The organism is Bacteroidia bacterium, from assembly GCA_041391665.1.
Taxonomy (GTDB): domain Bacteria; phylum Bacteroidota; class Bacteroidia; order J057; family J057; genus JAGQVA01.
Window position 1 is genome coordinate 858,593 of the sequence record JAWKNO010000001.1, and the last position, 17,006, is coordinate 875,598.

Below are 17,006 nucleotides of genomic sequence, written 5' to 3' on the forward strand. Positions count from 1 at the left end.
ATGGAAATGAGTGCTTACGGAATTGAGTTAGAAAAGAAGAATTATATATTTCAGCCGCAGAAATTTGCCCTTTGGCTATTTATTCTGACGGTAATCATGATCTTTGGCGGTCTTACCAGTGCATATATTGTTCAGCAGTCATTTGTAAGCGCAGAGCGTCGTGTATTTTTTGATCTGCCGGAGATTTTGTGGGTGAACCTCGCAATTATTCTCTTCAGCAGTGTGACTATGCAGTATGCAATATGGGTTGCGAGGAATAATGAGCGCAATAAAGCGCTGATTGCATTGGGAATGACCCTGGGATTGGGTGTTTTGTTTTTGGTAGGTCAGGTAGGTGCCTGGGGGGCGATGGTAGATAGTGGGATGCCGATGGTGGATAATAGCCGAACCGATAACTCCGTATCATTTTTTTATGTGTTTACTGGTTTACATGGTGCGCATATTATCGGAGCATTGATCGTATTGTTCATCGTATTTGTCCGAACAGCCCTTCAAAACTATCGTCAGGTGGGCCAAAGGGCATTAACTTATGAGTTGACCGGAATTTTCTGGCATTTTCTTGGTTTACTTTGGGTTTATCTATTTATTTTTCTGAAAATTACGCAGAATTGAGAAATTTTGCTTTTGTCTTAAATTTGCAATTTATTCGAAACGTCAAATAATCAAAGTTCATGGCAGACGTATCCGTAGATAAGAAAGCACTGGTTGAAGGGGAACGACCGATATTCAACGCCAGCTATGGGAAGCTGATGATGTGGTTTTTCCTGGTTTCTGATGCTTTCACCTTTTCCGCTCTGTTGATTGCATATGGTGCATTGAGATCAAGTTCTGTTTCTGAAGGACTTGCATGGGCGAAACCTGAAAATGTATTTACCCACTTCCCGCTCGCCTATGAAATCTGGCATCTTCACTGGCCCCTGGTATTTGTGGGGCTGATGACGTTTGTCCTGATTCTCAGTAGTGTTACTATGGTACTTGCTGTTGAAGCTGGCCATAGAAAATCAAAGAAGGAAGTTTCCAAATGGGTACTGCTCACTATATTGGGTGGTGCTACCTTTCTTTCCTGTCAGGCATATGAATGGTATCATTTTATCAATGGTAATCCCGACGGTGGTTATCTGGTAAATGTAAACAGCCTCAATGGAATTAAAGTACCCGCATTGGACGAGTTGTCTCTGGTCGCACTTACTCCGGAACATGAAGGCGAGTCTCATGAACATGGTGCGGTAACAGCCTTGAAAACGCTGGATGGAACATCGATTACTAATCCGGAACATATCAAGGCGATCCTGAAAAAAGCCAGCCACTGGCACTCCGGTGTATTTGTTCTCTCTGCCGTAGATGCAAGAAAACTCAATATATCTGGTCTTACAAAGACGGTTTCTGTTCAGGTTTACCCTGTAAAAGATACTGAAGGAAAGATTGTGGGCATCCGTCTCAATAATGGATTCCCGATTACAGGAGAAGATGTAGTAACTCCGATTGTACAAAGTGGTAGTTCGACCGATGGTGGAGCCAACCTCAAGGTAAATGAGTATGGCCCTCCGGCATTTGCTGACTTATTCTTTTTTGTTACCGGTTTTCACGGAACGCACGTTTTCAGTGGGGTAATTCTTCTTGTGATCCTGTATCTTAATGTGAATAAAGGGACTTATGAAAGACGCGGTCATTATGAGATGACCGAAAAAATCGGACTATACTGGCACTTTGTAGACCTGGTATGGGTATTTGTATTTACCTTCTTCTATCTAGTTTAGAACCTTATAATTGTCAATAAATATGACTGACAACGGAGCAGAAACCAGACGAGCCATTTACCGCACTGCGCTGATACTTACCGCACTTACTACCGTCGAGTTCATAATCGCTTTCACGAAAAAATATTATGGAGGATGGTTTGGTATTTCCGAAAGTACGGCTCACACCATCGTAGTCGCAACTTTTGTGATTCTGACAATTTTTAAGGCATTTTATATTGTTGCGGAATTTATGCACCTCCGGCACGAAGTAAAACGCCTTGCATGGACCATTCTGGTTCCATTTATTTTCATTGTATGGTTGATCATCGGGCTCATTAGCGAAGGAAATTACTGGGGAAAACAGGCTTCAATTGAAAAACCTGCCAGTATTCATTCTGAAATGATCTGGAAGGGCTGATACTCCGGTATTCGGCCATACGTATACAAAAAATTATGGCTAAAAGATCCATTGTCGGGCCTGTTATTCTGATAGGTGTTTTTGTTGTCCCACTTCTTGTTTACCTTTTCCTTTTTGTGGGAACTAAACAGCAGTTTAGCAGAGTACCTTATGTGTATAAAATTATGGAAAACGGGGATTCACTGGTTTACAGTCTCCCCGTTTTTCATGTGAAAAATGTTGCAGGTGATTCGATTTCAACAGAAACGCTTCTGGGCAATATTTGTATCATTGGTTTTTTCTCTCCCAAAGGTGATCACCTCACCAATACTGCGTTCATCGGAAACCTAAAGCGCACCTTTGACAATATCGCATGGGAAAAATCTCCCGATATACGATTTGTCCTGTTTAGTGAAGAGGACGCTTCCGCAGATCTCAAAGCATTTACAGACTCACTGGGGCTTAATCCTCAGCACTGGCTTTTCCTCTCTGGTTCTAAAGAAACAATTGAGAAAATTGCAGTAGATGGGCTAGGTGTTCCTGATTTTAAACAATCTCTCCAACCATTTACCGCGAGTACAGTTGTATTGACTGATAAGGAGGGGAAAGTGCGAAAACAGTATGTCGCAACAGATCTTGTCGAAGAACGAAAAATACAGGAAGATCTGATCACACTGCTCCGCCTTGATTATGGTTTGTAAGGCCCAATAAGAATGAACGAAACACCCAAATACAATGACCGTATCTATGTTCCAATCATATGGGTACTATCGGTTGTTATCCCATTAGCTGTAGCCGTACTATTAAATCCCCGGCTGGCCGTAAACTTCAACCTCGGGTTTAATCCATTGATTTTACCTAAAATCAATGCGGGCATAAATGCAACGGTTTCGGTACTGTTGATCGCAGGATTTATCTTCATTCAAAATCGTCAGATTGTATGGCACCGAAGAATGATGTTGTCTGCATTTATATTGTCCGCAGTTTTTCTGGTTTCTTATGTGCTATATCACCTCTCTGTAGGACATACGCCCTATTGTGATGATGGACCCGTTCCCAAATCATTCTATCTGTTTGTACTCGGTTCGCATGTAATACTTTCGGCTATTATTGTTCCTCTGGCGTCATTTACCGTTTATCGTGCCCTGAATGAGCGATTTGACCGGCACAGACGATTGGCCACCATTACCTGGCCTTTGTGGCTGTACGTGGCGGTTACCGGGGTGATTGTTTATTTTTTGATTTCCCCGTGCTATTGAGACGGGAGTAGAAAGCATTTTGTATATTTGTGAATCATGCATAAATACCTGAAAATAGCCGTTTTCTTTGCCTTGATGTTATTTCAACTTTCAAGTGTTTTTGCCCAATGTACACAGTGTAAAGCTGCCGCTGGTTCACGCGATGCCGCAGGAAATTTGATTGTAGGTGGTGGAATAAACGCAGGGGTTTTTTATCTGCTCAGTCTTCCACTTTTACTGATACTGATTGTAGGCGGGGCTTTCTATTGGAGGACACGCCAGATGCGGGTCAATAATGAAGGCTAATAGTCGCTGCAACTTCCATGATACCGTCGGGATTGACTGACTCAAGGGTTACAGGGACAATCTGATTGATAAAATCATCGCGATGCCGAGTAACTACTTTGATGTAGTTATCCGTAAATCCAAACATTCTCCCATCTTCCTCTTTTCCTTCGAATAGAACCGCTCTTGTTTGTCCGGCAAAAGGTGTATAAAAATACCTGCGTTTTTTTTCAGAAAGCATTCTCAGTCTTTCATTTCTGCTATATCTTTCTTTCATGGGGACTCGTCCTTCCATGATTTCGGCCAGCGTGTTTTCCCGTTCTGAATAAGTAAAAACGTGCAGATAGGAAATCTCCAGTTCGTTGAGGAACTGATAGGTATCTTCAAAATGCTGATCTGTTTCGCCTGGAAAACCCACAATCACATCCACACCAATACAGGCATGAGGCATAAGTGATTTTATGGTGTTCACGCGATCTGCGTACAGTTCTCTTTTGTAGCGACGGCGCATTTTGCTGAGAATTTCATTGCTCCCACTTTGAAGCGGAACATGGAAATGCGGCATAAACCGCTTAGACCCGGCGACAAAAGCAATGATGTCGTTGTTGAGCAGGTTGGGTTCAATCGAGGAAATGCGGTAACGGTCGACGCCCGCTACTTCATCGAGTGCCTGGATCACGTCGAGAAATGTACCGGGTTGGTCTTTGCCATAATCGCCGATATTTACGCCTGTAAGTACAATTTCCTTTACACCGCTCTCCGCAATTTTACGGGCATTGGTGACGATATTTTCAATGGTGTCGCTTCTGCTTTTTCCCCGGGCAAGCGGGATTGTACAAAAGCTGCATTTATAATCGCAGCCATCCTGAATTTTCAAAAAAGAGCGGGTGCGGTCGCCAACAGAATACGATTCCCGGAAATCCTGAACAGAGCGGATATTGTCATTGAAAACACAGGGATTTTTTTCTTTGGTAAAGTCTTTTACCAGTTCGAGAATACGAAATTTATCACCAGCTCCCAGCACCATATCCACGCCAGGGATTTCGGCGATTTCCAGAGGTTTTAGCTGGGCATAACATCCAACTACGATGACATAGGCTTCCGGATTTTGTCTGAGCGCCTGGCGGATGATGCGTTTGCAGGTTTTGTTTGCGTTTTCTGTAACCGAGCAGGTATTGACCACATACACATCGGCAGCGTTGGAGAAGTCTGTTTTGGTATAACCAGCACTGAGAAACTGCCGGGCGATAGTGGAAGTTTCGGAAAAATTAAGTTTGCAGCCAAGAGTATGAAAAGCGACGGTTTGCATGCCCAAATCATCATAATTTGAGGCAAAGATAGCACAAATACGGGAATATTTCGTAAATAGACAGGCCTTGTCGCAAATGGAACATCAAATTCTACCGGTGGGGTACAACCCGTAAATTTCTCCAAAAGGAAAGTGTAATTTCGCATGAATCTGTGCGTTAGACTACAAGATTAGTAAACTATATGATCCTCAAATTTATTCCCGTCCTGCTTACTGTTTGGGTGATGGTTTTCGGTGCGCCAGTGATGAAAGCGCAGGTCGAGAGCCAGGAGACCATGTATCTTGTTCAGGTAGATGTAAAAACAGCGGAAGATATTGCGCTGTGTTATACTACAAGATTTGATCTGAAGAAAGTAAAAATCCAGTACTCTGTAGAGGATTCGATTAATAACCTTGACGATTTCATTTATGAGGAAGACCCGTTGGTCGGACCGGAGTGTTTTATTCCGGAGTTAAAGCTCGTTTTCAGAGATTACACCTATATTGTCAGTCTTCATTGCAGCAAAATCATAAAGTTTGCCAATACAGCGCCACACGTTCCCTCATCCCAGCGGTTGAAAAATGATGTGATTGTAACACAGAGTATGATTGATTACCTCAACAATTTGCGGGTAGCATACTTTGGTAGTGAGATTCCCAGTCAGGGATTGTTGGCCAAAGTTGTCACAAGCGAGCCTTTTGATGAGATGTCTGACGAAGATGATATGATGAGACTGATTTTGGAGGAAGATCTGGAAGATTTGGATCTGGATCTTGAGATGGATGCTGGTGATACAGACAAGTTGTTGCTCGAGGACGAAAATGACGATAAGCTTCTGGAAGAAGAATTGGAAGGAGACGGTGACGGGCGTTGAGCGGTTAGTTAAATTCAATCGTAATCATATCGTGAACCTTTAGCCCGAGCAGTTCTGCGGCGGAGGCTTCACGCATGGCGATTTCGAGGTTGTCGCTTTCACCGAATATAGCCAGTGCATCAGCTTTGCTGACATCTGAGTAGGTATTGACAATTCGCCTGAGCCTTACATTGCGGATAAATATTTCGAACCTCCGGTCCTGTTTGATCTGAAGGAATCCATCCTTCTGGATATTGGTGACGGCGTTGCCAAACTTGTCGATATAGATAATTTTTCCCCGAAGACAATTTCCGTTATAACTGGGCTCTCCCCAGCGAAGATCGCGTATATTGGTAGGCTCACCGATTTCCTCAAGTGTACCTCCGCTGGCGATAAACGCAGCAGTAGGCGCAAAAATTCTGGCAGCTCTGAAAGATTTAGGATACCGGTCGAGCATAAGCGCCGGATTGGTGATTTCTACACTGTGCTGAATATTTTTGTCGCAGATCAGGCTCATTACGCCATTATCAGGGCCGATAAAATACTGGCCATTTGCCATCACAACTACCGGAATACGCGCCTCTGAGTGCTCCGGATCGACCGCCACCACATGGATTGTTCCCTCAGGAAATGAGGGATATGTATGCTTGACCACATATGCGGCGTGCATAATATCAAAGTTGTTGATATTATGAGTTACATCAATAATATCAACGCCCTTGAAAAGGGATAAAATCACGCCTTTAAGGATAGCCGAATAATGACTGCTATCCCCCAGGTCCGATGTCAAAGTTATGATTGCCATAGTATTGACGAACCAACAGCTGCGCCGGAACAAATAATTACTTCAGATGCCATATTACAAGTAACATCATTCTAAATCAATAGATTCCGGTGGATTCTGCAAGTATTCAGGTGGAATTGTCGAGAATTACCTTTATACAACGAAAATACGTAATGCTTTGTATGAAAATCAGGAAAAATTATGAATGTTTTGTACAGGCTTACCTGGAGGTTTTCTTTTGAAGAGAGAACAAAAATTCCGTATTTTAGTATAGATATTACTTAGGCAAATAAAATAAAAAGTATTGATTGAGCACACTTTTTTGCTGGAAGACATTAGCCCGCTGGAAGTTTACGGTGTGAATAATGTGCGTCTGCATCAGATTGAAGAAGGGTTCCCCGAGTTGAAGTTTGTTGCGAGGGGAGACGAACTGAAAGTGCAGGGCGAAGTAGAAAGAATCGAGAAAATAAAAGCTATTCTGGCTGCTATTTTCGATGAAATCAAGAGAAAGGGAAAAATCTCTGAAAATAAATTCAATGAAATCCTTCTGCCCTCATCTCCTGAAATCAATCATGAAATCCCATATGCTTCGGAAGATGAGGTGATTGTGCATGGCGGAGGCGGCATAATCGTCAGGCCCAAAAATAAAGGGCAGCGCCAAATGGTAGGGGCAGAACATCAAAACGATATCATATTCGCAATTGGTCCTGCGGGAACAGGTAAAACCTATATGGCGGTTGCGCTTGCGGTTCGGGCGTTGAAGGAAAAAAAAGTCAGAAAGATTGTTTTATGCCGTCCGGCAGTTGATGCGGGTGAAAGTCTGGGTTTTCTTCCCGGCGATATGAAGGAAAAGGTAGATCCGTATCTGCGCCCTTTATATGATGCGTTGGGGGATATGATTCATACCGAAAAGCTCAAATACTACATGGACAATAATATCATAGAGATTGTGCCACTGGCGTATATGAGGGGGCGTACCCTTAGTCATTCGTATGTAATCATGGATGAGGCGCAGAATGCCACGGAGATGCAGATGAAGATGTTTCTTACCCGTTTGGGAGAGCATTCACATATGATCATAACCGGCGATGATACGCAGATTGACCTTCCTTCGCGGGTGCGGTCGGGGCTGATTCAGGTTTCCCGCCTGATGACTGGTATTAAGGGGATCGCATTTGTGCGGCTTTCTGCTACAGATGTGGTAAGGCACAGACTGGTCAAAGATATTCTTGCAGCATATGAAAAAGCCGGAAACAAATAATCATTTCCGGCCTTTTGTAAATCCTAATTTAATCAAATCTTGAAATCGTTGAACCTAGGCGAGCTGTTGCAGGGCCCGGGCCATTGTACTGCCGATGTCAGCAGGCGTTTCCACCACGTGGATACCGCAATCTGCCATGACCCGCATTTTTTCTGATGCAGTACCTTTACCACCGGATACGATCGCACCTGCGTGGCCCATGCGGCGTCCGGGAGGGGCTGTCTGTCCAGCGATAAAACCGACTACGGGTTTTTTAACATTTTCTTTGATCCAGTAAGCGGCTATTTCTTCGTTTGATCCCCCGATTTCACCAATCATGATGATTCCATCGGTATCGGGATCTTCGTTAAACAATTTGATAATATCCAGGTGGGTAGAGCCAATGATGGGGTCACCACCGATGCCTACGCAGGTGGACTGCCCCAGGCCTTGTTTGGTTACCTGATCGACTGCCTCATAGGTAAGGGTTCCGGAGCGGCTGATAATACCCACTCTTCCAGGATTGTGGATGAAGCCGGGCATAATTCCCAGTTTACATTCACCGGGGGTAATGACACCGGGGCAATTGGGGCCGATCATGCGTACGCCACGATCATCAATATACTTTTTGGCGTAGATCATATCATTGACCGGAATACCTTCTGTAATGGTTACAATCAGGCTTACACCCGAATCTGCCGCTTCCATAATAGCATCTGCAGCAAATGCCGGCGGTACAAAAATGATGGATACATTAGCACCGGTTGCTTTTACTGCATCGGCAGCTGTATTGAAGACGGGGCGATCCAGATGAGATTGGCCTCCTTTGCCGGGAGTAACACCTCCTACGACCTGGGTGCCGTAATCAATCATTTGCTGTGCATGGAAGGTTCCTTCTTTACCGGTAAAACCCTGGACGATGACTTTAGAGTTTTTGTTTACTAATATACTCATGAGCGGTGATAGGAATTGGTTGAAAAGGGGAAAACTATCTGTGCAAAGTTACCCGCAATCCTTCAAAAATAAAAGCCCCGTCTTATTCAGACGAGGCTTTTTATTTTTATTAATTCTGCTAATCAGAATCCATAGATCAGACCGATTCCCCAGTTGCCCATAGGAAAGGTGAAAGAAGACACTTCGTCTTTGGTATTTACATCTTTAAAAACCAGGTCTGCATTTGTTCTGATAGGGGAAAAATGAAATCTTCCGGTGATTGGGTTTCCTCTTGACAAAATCGTCAGTTCTGCCACAACGCTGGGATTGGTATACCCGTTGCGTGTTTTTCTCCTCAGAGATATATTGTCTGTCTGCTGAGACAGATACGTATAGCTTGTACCAATCCCCAGTCCAAAACCTACCGACTGTTGGTTGTAGGAGGTAGCGTTTGCGCCAACTCTTCCCATCAGATACACCGGTACCTGCACTACATAATTGACACGGGTAAATATGGCAGACCCATTGGAAACCGGGACGAAGTTTAGTCCAAATTGCAAGCTGGGATCGACGCCAAAGCTGAATATATCATTGTAGTGCGCAATGGTGTAATAGGAGCCAATATGAAAATTGTAAAAGCTTGACAGAGTAGAAACTGGTGCTCCGGGTGTCTGTTCAATCGTAGCAAATTCCCACATAAACCCCATATGAGGGACAAGCCTGTCCACAAACTGAGCATGTAACTTCGCAGTCCCTAAACCAAAAGTGATACTCAAAAAAACCAGTATTTTACGCATATTATCAATCTGTTATTTGGTAAAAGCAAAAAATGAAAGTAGACTTTTTTCCTATTACTTTAAAACGAATTTACATGGGTTTGTGTTCATCTTTGGGCGATACTATTAAAAATACGTAATTTGTCGCAGGCTGAAAAGACCCAATGAGCATCATCCGCTTTTGGATGAATATTCGTGAGAAAATCACCCCGAACCGGGACTTTATGAATCGTACACCGTTTGAACAAATTACCCATATTCCGCAGGATATCAGGGATTCGCTCATAGCCACCTGTCATCTTGTGGTTTTTGTCCAGACGTCCCGTATCTATTACCTGCTGCTTTCGCCTTCAGGGGAAGTTGTGCTGTGTCGCGAGTGTATCAATTCCGACGGGTTTTCCCAGGAAATGTTTCTCCGGTTTGTGCTTGAAAAGGATAAATTATTGTCCGAGCCATTTCTCAACTGCCGGATTTATATATCCTCTCCTTTATTCACCTTTGTTCCTGATAAGTGGTGGGATGCAGGGAAAAAAGGATTGCTTGCCCGTGCGACTCTCAGCGACCAGCTCGAAGATGGGGAAATCATCACCTGTGAAAGCAAAACCCTTCGCGCCAGTCTGTTATATTCACTCAGACCCGGGATTCCTCATTTGCTTGACAGATATATCCGGCATTATTCTCTCAGCCATATCGGGCTTCTGATGGCAGAGACTACGATTCAGGCATGCGCTGACCATGCGATGATTTCTGTATTGGTGATGGATGATTATGTGCTGATTTCTGCTGTAAAGAAAAAACAGTTATTGTTGTGTAATAGTTACCAATACAGGTCTGCTTCAGATATGGTTTATTTTATCCAGACAGTAAAGGAAGTCACCGGGCTTATGCAAAGTAATATCCCTGTATGTATAATGGGAGAACTGGGCGAAAAAATTACCAGAGAAGGCGGTATTTGGGAATATCTCACGGATATAAATATTCCCGGCCCGGAGTCGCCATTTTTTGTCTCAGAAACTGCCGGTACTCAGTGGTGGAAGTTTTCATTTCTGGCAAATATTGACGGAATGTTATGAGAATTATCGGGGGGAAATATGGCGGAAGGAATATCCGCGTGCCTAAAGGATTGCCAGTCAGACCTACCACTGACCGCACAAAAGAAGCATTATTTAATATCCTCAATAACGAACTGGAATGGCCTGAAATAAAGGTATTGGATCTGTTTGCCGGAACAGGGAATATTTCCCTGGAATGCCTTAGCCGCGGTGCTGCACATGTCACCAGTGTGGACCAGCATGCCAAATGTATCGCAGCTATTCAGGCATCGTTTTCAGAACTTTCCATCACCAACGCCCAGGCCATACGGGCCAATGTCTGGCAGTTTGTCAAACAACCTGCCGCCGATCCTTACGGACTCATTTTTATGGATCCGCCCTACGATATGCCCCGGCAGGGAGAATTGGTTGCGCAGCTTATGGAAAATAACTGGTTGGCAATAGACGGACTTCTGGTGGTCGAACACACTTCACATACCCAATTTTCTGCCCTTGCCGGATTTGACTTTTCCCGCGTTTATGGAAGCTCAACCCTTAGTTTTTTTCGCCATTCCCGATAAATCAGTATCTTAATACAAGTCTCACTACCCACCAGTATGAAAAAAGCAATCTTTCCAGGCTCATTTGACCCTATCACGATCGGCCATGTAGAAATAATCAGGCGTGGTTGTGCCATTTTTGATGAGGTAATTGTTGCTATTGGAGTTAATAGCCATAAAAAATACCTGTTTAGCCTGGAAGACCGGATGAAAATGCTGGAAGCCTGCTTTGCGGATTCTGACCAGATTATCGTGACATCCTACGAAGGGTTGACGGTAGATTTTGCAAGAGAGCAGGGCGCAAAATTTATCCTGAGAGGATTGCGGTCCCCTCAGGATTTGAGTTATGAGCAGCCGATCGAGCTGATCAACAAACATATGGCTCCGGAGATAGAAAATGTACATCTCCTTAGCAGTCCCGACACTGCGATGATTTCCTCGACGATTGTGCGCGAGGTGATCAAATACAAAGGCCATATCGACGGACTATTGCCGCCGGAAATAGTACCTTTTGTGAGGGAATTGATGTATTAAGCCGGAATATTACAAATCCAGCTTAATACCCAGATCCTTCATAGCATTTGCGGGAATTTCTGCGGGAGCATCCATCATCAGGTCGCGGCCTCCGGCCGTTTTGGGGAAGGCGATGACATCGCGTATGCTGGATTCTCCTGCCAGCAACATCACAAACCGGTCAACACCAAAGGCACAACCTCCATGCGGGGGTGCTCCATATTCAAATGCCCGCAGCATAAAGCCAAACTTCGCGTCTTTTTCTGCTTCGGTCAGCCCCAGAATGTCGAATATTTTGTCCTGTACATCTTTGCGGTGAACCCTGATACTTCCACTCACAATTTCGTTGCCGTTCATCACCATATCGTAACTCTGCGCCACAACCCGCTCAGGATCGCTGTACAGATATTCCAGGTCATGCTCTCTTGGCATACAGAATGGGTGGTGGGCAAATGTGAGTTCCCCGGTTTCTTCGTCTTTCTCAAACAGCGGAAAATCCACTACCCAGAATACTGACCAGGCTTTGGGGTCAATCCATCCCTCTTCTTTGCCCAGGAGCAAACGAAGGTCACCGAGAATCTTGCGGGTTTTGTTTTTCAGTTTGTCTGCTACGAGTAGCAGCATATCACCCGGTTGAGCACCTGCAAATTCGCAGATACGCTGAAGATGTTCGGGAGAATAAAACTTGTCAATGGAAGACTTGAAAGTACCGTCTTCATTGTATTTGATATAGACCAGCCCGGAAGCGCCACGGTGGGGTTCTTTTACAAAATCGGTCAGGCGGTCGGTTTGTTTACGGGTATAGTGCGCGCAGCCTTTGGCGTTTACTGCTGCGATAAGGCCATCGGATTCCAGCAGGCTGTTAAACATGCTGAATTCGGTACCACCCATCACCTCATTGAGTTCGATGATTTTGCAGTCAAAACGGAGATCCGGCTTATCCGAACCGTAGTAGCGGATGGCATCTTTATAAGTAAGCCAAAGGAATGGCGGCAAATCGACATCCAGCACCCTTTTGAACACATGTTTGGCCATGCCTTCAAACATATCGAGTACGTCTTTTTGCTGTACAAAAGACATTTCGCAGTCTATCTGTGTGAACTCAGGCTGGCGGTCGCCGCGGAAGTCTTCATCGCGGAAACATTTTACAATCTGATAATAGCGGTCCATGCCCGCTACCATGAGCAATTGTTTCAGAATCTGCGGAGACTGAGGCAGGGCGTAGAAAGAGCCTTTGGACAAGCGGGAAGGCACGACAAAGTCGCGGGCCCCTTCCGGCGTAGATTTAATAAGAAAAGGCGTTTCTATTTCGACAAAAAAGTTTTCATCCAGGTATTCGCGTACGGCCTTCATGGCTTTGGCACGCAGAATGAGGTTGTCGCGCATTTTGGGGCGACGGATATCGAGGTAGCGGTATTCCATGCGGAGTTCTTCCCCGCCATCTGTATCATTTTCGATTTTGAAGGGCGGAAGTTTGGATTCGCTGATTACCTCAATGAGGGAAGGCGTAAGTTCTACCTCCCCTGTGGGTATTTTGGTATTTTTGCTTTCCCGCTCATCTACCTTTCCGGTAACCCTTACGACAAACTCGCGACCCAGTTTGCGGGCCTGCTCATAGATTTCAGGGAGTTGGTCAGATTTTATGGAGATCTGCGTGATGCCGTAGCGGTCGCGGAGATCTATAAAGAGGATATAACCAAGATCACGTGATTTGTGAACCCATCCGGAGAGCGTAACTTCCTGCCCGACGTGCTCCATTCTCAATTCACCACAACTATGCGTTCTGAGTGTTGTCTTCATATTCGGATTACATTTTAACTGACTGCAAAACTAGGAGATTAACCCGGAGAATGGGAACTTTTTGGAGGAAAAAGTCAGAAATATTGTGAAAAAATCGTATTATCTTTAACGGATCAAATCAGAGTGTATGTCCAATCATATTTCATTTGGCGATTTGCCACATTATACGGTGGATGATTATAAAAAATGGGAAGGTAACTGGGAATTGATTCACGGTATCCCATATGCAATGTCGCCAGCGCCCCGGCGAAGCCATCAGAAAATAAGTGTAGCAATTTCTTCAGTATTTTATCAGAAGCTGAGCAAATGCGATAATTGTGATGTCTTTCATCCCATTGATATCCAGATCAATGAGGATACAATACTACAGCCGGATATATCAATTGTTTGTGGTGATGAAAAGTACGAGGATAATAGCCTGCCAACCCTGGTCGTGGAGATCCTCTCACCATCCACCGCCATGAAAGACCAAAACCTGAAATTTCGTCTCTACGAATCCAATGGCATTAAATATTACTGGCTGGTAGAGCCTGATCAGAAGTGGGTGGAAGTGTATGAGCTGATAGACGGAAAATATGCAAGACTGGAAGTTTCCGGCCAGGTTACTTTTGATTTGGGTGAATGCGTGTTTGACTTCGACTTCAGGGAAATTTTTTAGATGTCATCTTTTTCTTCCAGCTCATATTCTGCAAAAACCACCTCTTTTCCCTTGTAGGTGATGGAAAATCCCACTGAGCGCTCTTCTACATACACTTTCGGTTCGTATTCCGTGTCAATGGTCGCGTATTCGGTAACCACTTCCTTATTTATTTTTTGTTCCAGCTGGTAGATGCTGTTGAGAAAATCTTCCAGAACTTCCGCATTGGAGACCAGTTTTTGGAGCACTTCCGGAGACATCTGCATGCCCAGATCATTGATCATCATGCGCGCATCCCCATGGTTGTAATGGCGGGAACGGCCCCTTTCAAAGCGGGGAATGATACTTTTTGAGAGGCGGGTAAGTCGTTTAAAATCAGACATAGCTATATTTTTTTACTGCCAGGTTAATATTACGAAAATCCTGTGTGAAAGATAGATTCCCGACGGATAACAATTGCCCCTGAAAGCATAATTCAGTACATTTGTGGTCTTGATTTCCAATAAATAAATACAAAAACATGAAAAAGACTTTATTTCTTATGCTGGCTGCTGCCTTATTTATTTTTGCCTGCAGCGAATCAGCTGATAATCACCACGACGAATCCGCAGCGGAAAATTCAGAAACCACCGCAGAGAAAATGGTTTACCCTGCTGACAGTGTTTCTCCCGATGGGATGATTTCTTTTCACGGACTTCGAATCTCAGAAGAAGGCGCACTTCCCATTGTAAAAGTAAGCGAAATCATGCCTGCGGGCAGCGCCGACCAAATGGTCAAACTGGAGGGTACGATCGATGCATGTTGTCAGGCAAAAGGTTGCTGGATGACTGTGAAACTCCCCAACGAAGAATCTATGCGCGTTACCTTCCGGGATTACGGCTTTTTTGTACCTAAAGATGCGGCCGGTAAAACAGCCGTATTTGAAGGACGTATTGCTTATGATACCACATCCGTAGAAACCCTTCGTCACTATGCCGTAGATGGCGGAATGACCGAAGAAGCTGCCGCAGAAAAATATACAGAGCCTAAAGTGGAACTTTCATTCGAAGCCACAGGCGTAATGATCAAAGGATAAAAATAAATGAAAACCCAAACGAGAACAGAACTACAGGAACTCCTTGCTACCCTGGGAATTAGTGAAAAAGGACCCGTAACACATACCGGGACTGTGCCCGTATTTGCCTACGGTGGCAATTTTCATCCCATTTATTCCGCTGCAAATGGCGAATTGCTGGCAAATGTCAGCTATGCGGATGCCGAACAATACGAGCAGGTCATGGAGACTGCGCAGGAGGCCTTCAAAATCTGGCGGGAAATGCCTGCCCCTCAGCGCGGAGAGATTGTGCGCCAGATCGGCGGAAAACTAAGGGAATACAAGGAGCCGCTGGGTAAACTGGTCTCGCTGGAGATGGGTAAAATCTATCAGGAAGGCCTGGGCGAAGTGCAGGAGATGATTGACATCTGCGACTTTGCCGTGGGCCTTTCACGTCAACTCTATGGTCTGACGATGCAGTCAGAGCGCAAACACCACCGGATGTACGAACAATGGCATCCGCTGGGCGTAATCGGTATCATCTCTGCCTTCAACTTTCCTGTTGCAGTCTGGGCATGGAACTCGATGATTGCTGCTGTCTGCGGAAATGTTTCTGTCTGGAAACCGAGCGAAAAAACGCCACTGACCGGCATTGCCTGTATGAATATTATCTCCGGGGTGCTGAAGGACAATAACCTGCCTGAAGGCATATTTAACCTCGTCATCGGCGACCGGGAGATAGGCCAGGCAATGGCATCCGATCACCGTATTCCGCTGATTTCAGCGACAGGTTCTACCCGCATGGGTAAAATTGTGGCTGAGACTGTCGGCAAACGTCTGGGTAAAACCCTGCTCGAACTCGGCGGCAACAACGCCATTATCATTTCTCGCCACGCCAATCTGAAGCTGGCAATTCCGGCGATCGTATTTGGTGCGGTAGGTACTTGCGGACAACGCTGTACTTCAACCCGCCGTCTCATCATCGATGAAGAGATTTACGATACTTTCAAGGAAAAACTCATCAACGCCTACCATTCACTCGAGTCGCGGATCGGCCACCCCCTGAGTCCCAAAACGCTGATCGGTCCCCTGATTGATACGCAGGCGGTAGAAGGAATGATGTTGTCATTGCGCGAAATTCAAGCCGAAGGCGGGAAACTCGTTTTTGGCGGGAAGGTACTGGAGGGAGAAGGTTTTGAAACCGGAACCTATGTAATGCCAGCCATTGTGGAGGCCGAAAACCACTACAAAACCGTACAGAAAGAAACCTTTGCGCCGATCCTCTACCTGATGAAATATTCGGGCCTGGAGGACGCTGTAGCGCAAAACAATGCCGTACCGCAGGGACTTTCCTCCGCTATTTTTACCGAAAACATGAAAGAGTCTGAGCGGTTCCTCAGCCTTATGGGTAGCGATTGCGGCATAGCCAATGTCAATATCGGAACCTCCGGCGCAGAAATCGGTGGCGCCTTCGGCGGAGAAAAGGAAACCGGGGGTGGCCGTGAATCAGGCTCCGACGCATGGCGGGCCTATATGCGGCGCCAGACCAATACCATCAACTGGTCCGACGAACTGCCGCTGGCTCAGGGGATTAAGTTTGATATTTGATTCCATTGTTTCCCTCAAAGCTACCCAGAGTATCGCATGGGCCGCACAGCAAATGAAAGGAATTACTTCGCGCATCATGAATACCCAAAATCAGCTTCCGGGAGGCTTTCGGTGGCAGAACGGATATGGTGGATTTTCTGTGAGCAGATGGGATGTTGAGATGATCAGGGAATATATCCGCCGGCAGCCCGAACATCACAAATTTATGGCCTACGAAGAGGAGCTTGAGGCGCTTATGGGATGTGATAAGGCATTTCTGAAGCGGAATGTGTATCTATAACCATATTATA

General features: G+C 45.2%; 21 protein-coding genes. 15 read left to right on the forward strand and 6 right to left on the reverse strand.

All coding sequences use genetic code 11. The annotated features are described in order from the left end of the window. The first annotated feature begins 6 nt into the window (after positions 1-6). The 6 genes from R3D00_03580 to R3D00_03605 are packed head-to-tail and all read left to right on the forward strand — an operon-like array spanning position 7 to position 3,680. Positions 7-612 (forward strand): cytochrome c oxidase subunit 3, encoded by a 606-nt coding sequence (locus tag R3D00_03580; protein MEZ4772238.1) that lies wholly within the window; start codon positions 7-9, stop codon positions 610-612. A 59-nt stretch (positions 613-671) separates the two neighbouring features. Beyond that, on the forward strand, positions 672-1,757 hold the full coding sequence (locus tag R3D00_03585) for a cytochrome c oxidase subunit 3 (GenBank protein ID MEZ4772239.1): 1,086 nt from the start codon (positions 672-674) through the stop codon (positions 1,755-1,757). Between the two features lie 22 nt (positions 1,758-1,779). Next, complete coding sequence (locus tag R3D00_03590; GenBank protein ID MEZ4772240.1) at positions 1,780-2,157, forward strand: cytochrome C oxidase subunit IV family protein; 378 nt, start codon at positions 1,780-1,782, stop codon at positions 2,155-2,157. 35 nt (positions 2,158-2,192) lie between these two features. Beyond that, positions 2,193-2,837: a hypothetical protein gene (locus R3D00_03595; protein ID MEZ4772241.1), complete on the forward strand. Its 645-nt coding sequence runs from the start codon at positions 2,193-2,195 to the stop codon at positions 2,835-2,837. Positions 2,838-2,849: 12 nt separating this feature from the next. Beyond that, entirely contained in the window at positions 2,850-3,395 is a 546-nt protein-coding gene (locus R3D00_03600; protein MEZ4772242.1) for a DUF420 domain-containing protein, read from the forward strand. Between the two features lie 36 nt (positions 3,396-3,431). Next, entirely contained in the window at positions 3,432-3,680 is a 249-nt protein-coding gene (locus R3D00_03605) for a hypothetical protein (GenBank protein MEZ4772243.1), read from the forward strand. Here R3D00_03605 and mtaB read toward each other — a convergent pair. Beyond that, the gene (mtaB, locus tag R3D00_03610) at positions 3,664-4,968 is read right to left on the reverse strand and encodes a tRNA (N(6)-L-threonylcarbamoyladenosine(37)-C(2))-methylthiotransferase MtaB (GenBank protein MEZ4772244.1); all 1,305 of its coding nucleotides are present in this window, start codon (positions 4,966-4,968) and stop codon (positions 3,664-3,666) included. The two genes, R3D00_03605 and mtaB, sit on opposite strands and share 17 nt — an antisense overlap. Before the next feature lie 182 nt (positions 4,969-5,150). Between mtaB and R3D00_03615 the strand changes: the two genes are divergently transcribed. After that, positions 5,151-5,822, forward strand: coding sequence for a hypothetical protein (locus R3D00_03615; GenBank protein MEZ4772245.1), 672 nt, complete (start codon positions 5,151-5,153; stop codon positions 5,820-5,822). A 4-nt stretch (positions 5,823-5,826) separates the two neighbouring features. On the opposite strand, the gene R3D00_03620 is transcribed toward R3D00_03615, so the two are convergent. Then, positions 5,827-6,606, reverse strand: a complete 780-nt coding sequence (locus R3D00_03620; protein ID MEZ4772246.1) for an SAM-dependent chlorinase/fluorinase — start codon at positions 6,604-6,606, stop codon at positions 5,827-5,829. Positions 6,607-6,889: 283 nt separating this feature from the next. Between R3D00_03620 and R3D00_03625 the strand changes: the two genes are divergently transcribed. Continuing rightward, entirely contained in the window at positions 6,890-7,846 is a 957-nt protein-coding gene (locus R3D00_03625; GenBank protein ID MEZ4772247.1) for a PhoH family protein, read from the forward strand. A 54-nt stretch (positions 7,847-7,900) separates the two neighbouring features. On the opposite strand, the gene sucD is transcribed toward R3D00_03625, so the two are convergent. Continuing rightward, positions 7,901-8,779: a succinate--CoA ligase subunit alpha gene (sucD, locus tag R3D00_03630; protein ID MEZ4772248.1), complete on the reverse strand. Its 879-nt coding sequence runs from the start codon at positions 8,777-8,779 to the stop codon at positions 7,901-7,903. Between the two features lie 122 nt (positions 8,780-8,901). Continuing rightward, positions 8,902-9,555: a hypothetical protein gene (locus R3D00_03635; GenBank protein MEZ4772249.1), complete on the reverse strand. Its 654-nt coding sequence runs from the start codon at positions 9,553-9,555 to the stop codon at positions 8,902-8,904. A gap of 203 nt (positions 9,556-9,758) precedes the next feature. Here R3D00_03635 and R3D00_03640 point away from each other — a divergent pair, with 203 nt between their 5' ends. Genes R3D00_03640 through coaD form a run of 3 tightly spaced genes read left to right on the forward strand, consistent with a single transcriptional unit; the run spans position 9,759 to position 11,659 of the window. Beyond that, positions 9,759-10,607, forward strand: a complete 849-nt coding sequence (locus R3D00_03640) for a DUF3822 family protein (protein ID MEZ4772250.1) — start codon at positions 9,759-9,761, stop codon at positions 10,605-10,607. After that, positions 10,604-11,146, forward strand: coding sequence for a 16S rRNA (guanine(966)-N(2))-methyltransferase RsmD (rsmD, locus tag R3D00_03645; GenBank protein MEZ4772251.1), 543 nt, complete (start codon positions 10,604-10,606; stop codon positions 11,144-11,146). Before R3D00_03640 ends, rsmD begins: the two co-directional genes overlap by 4 nt. Before the next feature lie 36 nt (positions 11,147-11,182). After that, positions 11,183-11,659 (forward strand): pantetheine-phosphate adenylyltransferase, encoded by a 477-nt coding sequence (coaD, locus tag R3D00_03650; protein ID MEZ4772252.1) that lies wholly within the window; start codon positions 11,183-11,185, stop codon positions 11,657-11,659. A 9-nt stretch (positions 11,660-11,668) separates the two neighbouring features. On the opposite strand, the gene aspS is transcribed toward coaD, so the two are convergent. Beyond that, the gene (gene aspS, locus R3D00_03655; protein MEZ4772253.1) at positions 11,669-13,438 is read right to left on the reverse strand and encodes an aspartate--tRNA ligase; all 1,770 of its coding nucleotides are present in this window, start codon (positions 13,436-13,438) and stop codon (positions 11,669-11,671) included. Positions 13,439-13,565: 127 nt separating this feature from the next. On the opposite strand from aspS, the gene R3D00_03660 reads away from it, so the two are divergent. Continuing rightward, on the forward strand, positions 13,566-14,096 hold the full coding sequence (locus tag R3D00_03660; GenBank protein ID MEZ4772254.1) for a Uma2 family endonuclease: 531 nt from the start codon (positions 13,566-13,568) through the stop codon (positions 14,094-14,096). On the opposite strand, the gene R3D00_03665 is transcribed toward R3D00_03660, so the two are convergent. Further along, complete coding sequence (locus R3D00_03665; GenBank protein MEZ4772255.1) at positions 14,093-14,458, reverse strand: hypothetical protein; 366 nt, start codon at positions 14,456-14,458, stop codon at positions 14,093-14,095. The genes R3D00_03660 and R3D00_03665 overlap by 4 nt on opposite strands. Positions 14,459-14,595: 137 nt before the next feature. Between R3D00_03665 and R3D00_03670 the strand changes: the two genes are divergently transcribed. The 3 genes from R3D00_03670 to R3D00_03680 are packed head-to-tail and all read left to right on the forward strand — an operon-like array spanning position 14,596 to position 16,996. Next, positions 14,596-15,150 carry a DUF4920 domain-containing protein gene (locus tag R3D00_03670; protein MEZ4772256.1) on the forward strand — a complete coding sequence of 185 codons (555 nt, stop codon included), beginning with the start codon at positions 14,596-14,598 and terminating at the stop codon, positions 15,148-15,150. Positions 15,151-15,156: 6 nt separating this feature from the next. Beyond that, positions 15,157-16,716 (forward strand): aldehyde dehydrogenase family protein, encoded by a 1,560-nt coding sequence (locus R3D00_03675; GenBank protein MEZ4772257.1) that lies wholly within the window; start codon positions 15,157-15,159, stop codon positions 16,714-16,716. Beyond that, positions 16,706-16,996: a transposase gene (locus R3D00_03680; GenBank protein MEZ4772258.1), complete on the forward strand. Its 291-nt coding sequence runs from the start codon at positions 16,706-16,708 to the stop codon at positions 16,994-16,996. Before R3D00_03675 ends, R3D00_03680 begins: the two co-directional genes overlap by 11 nt. The last annotated feature ends 10 nt before the right edge of the window (positions 16,997-17,006 follow it).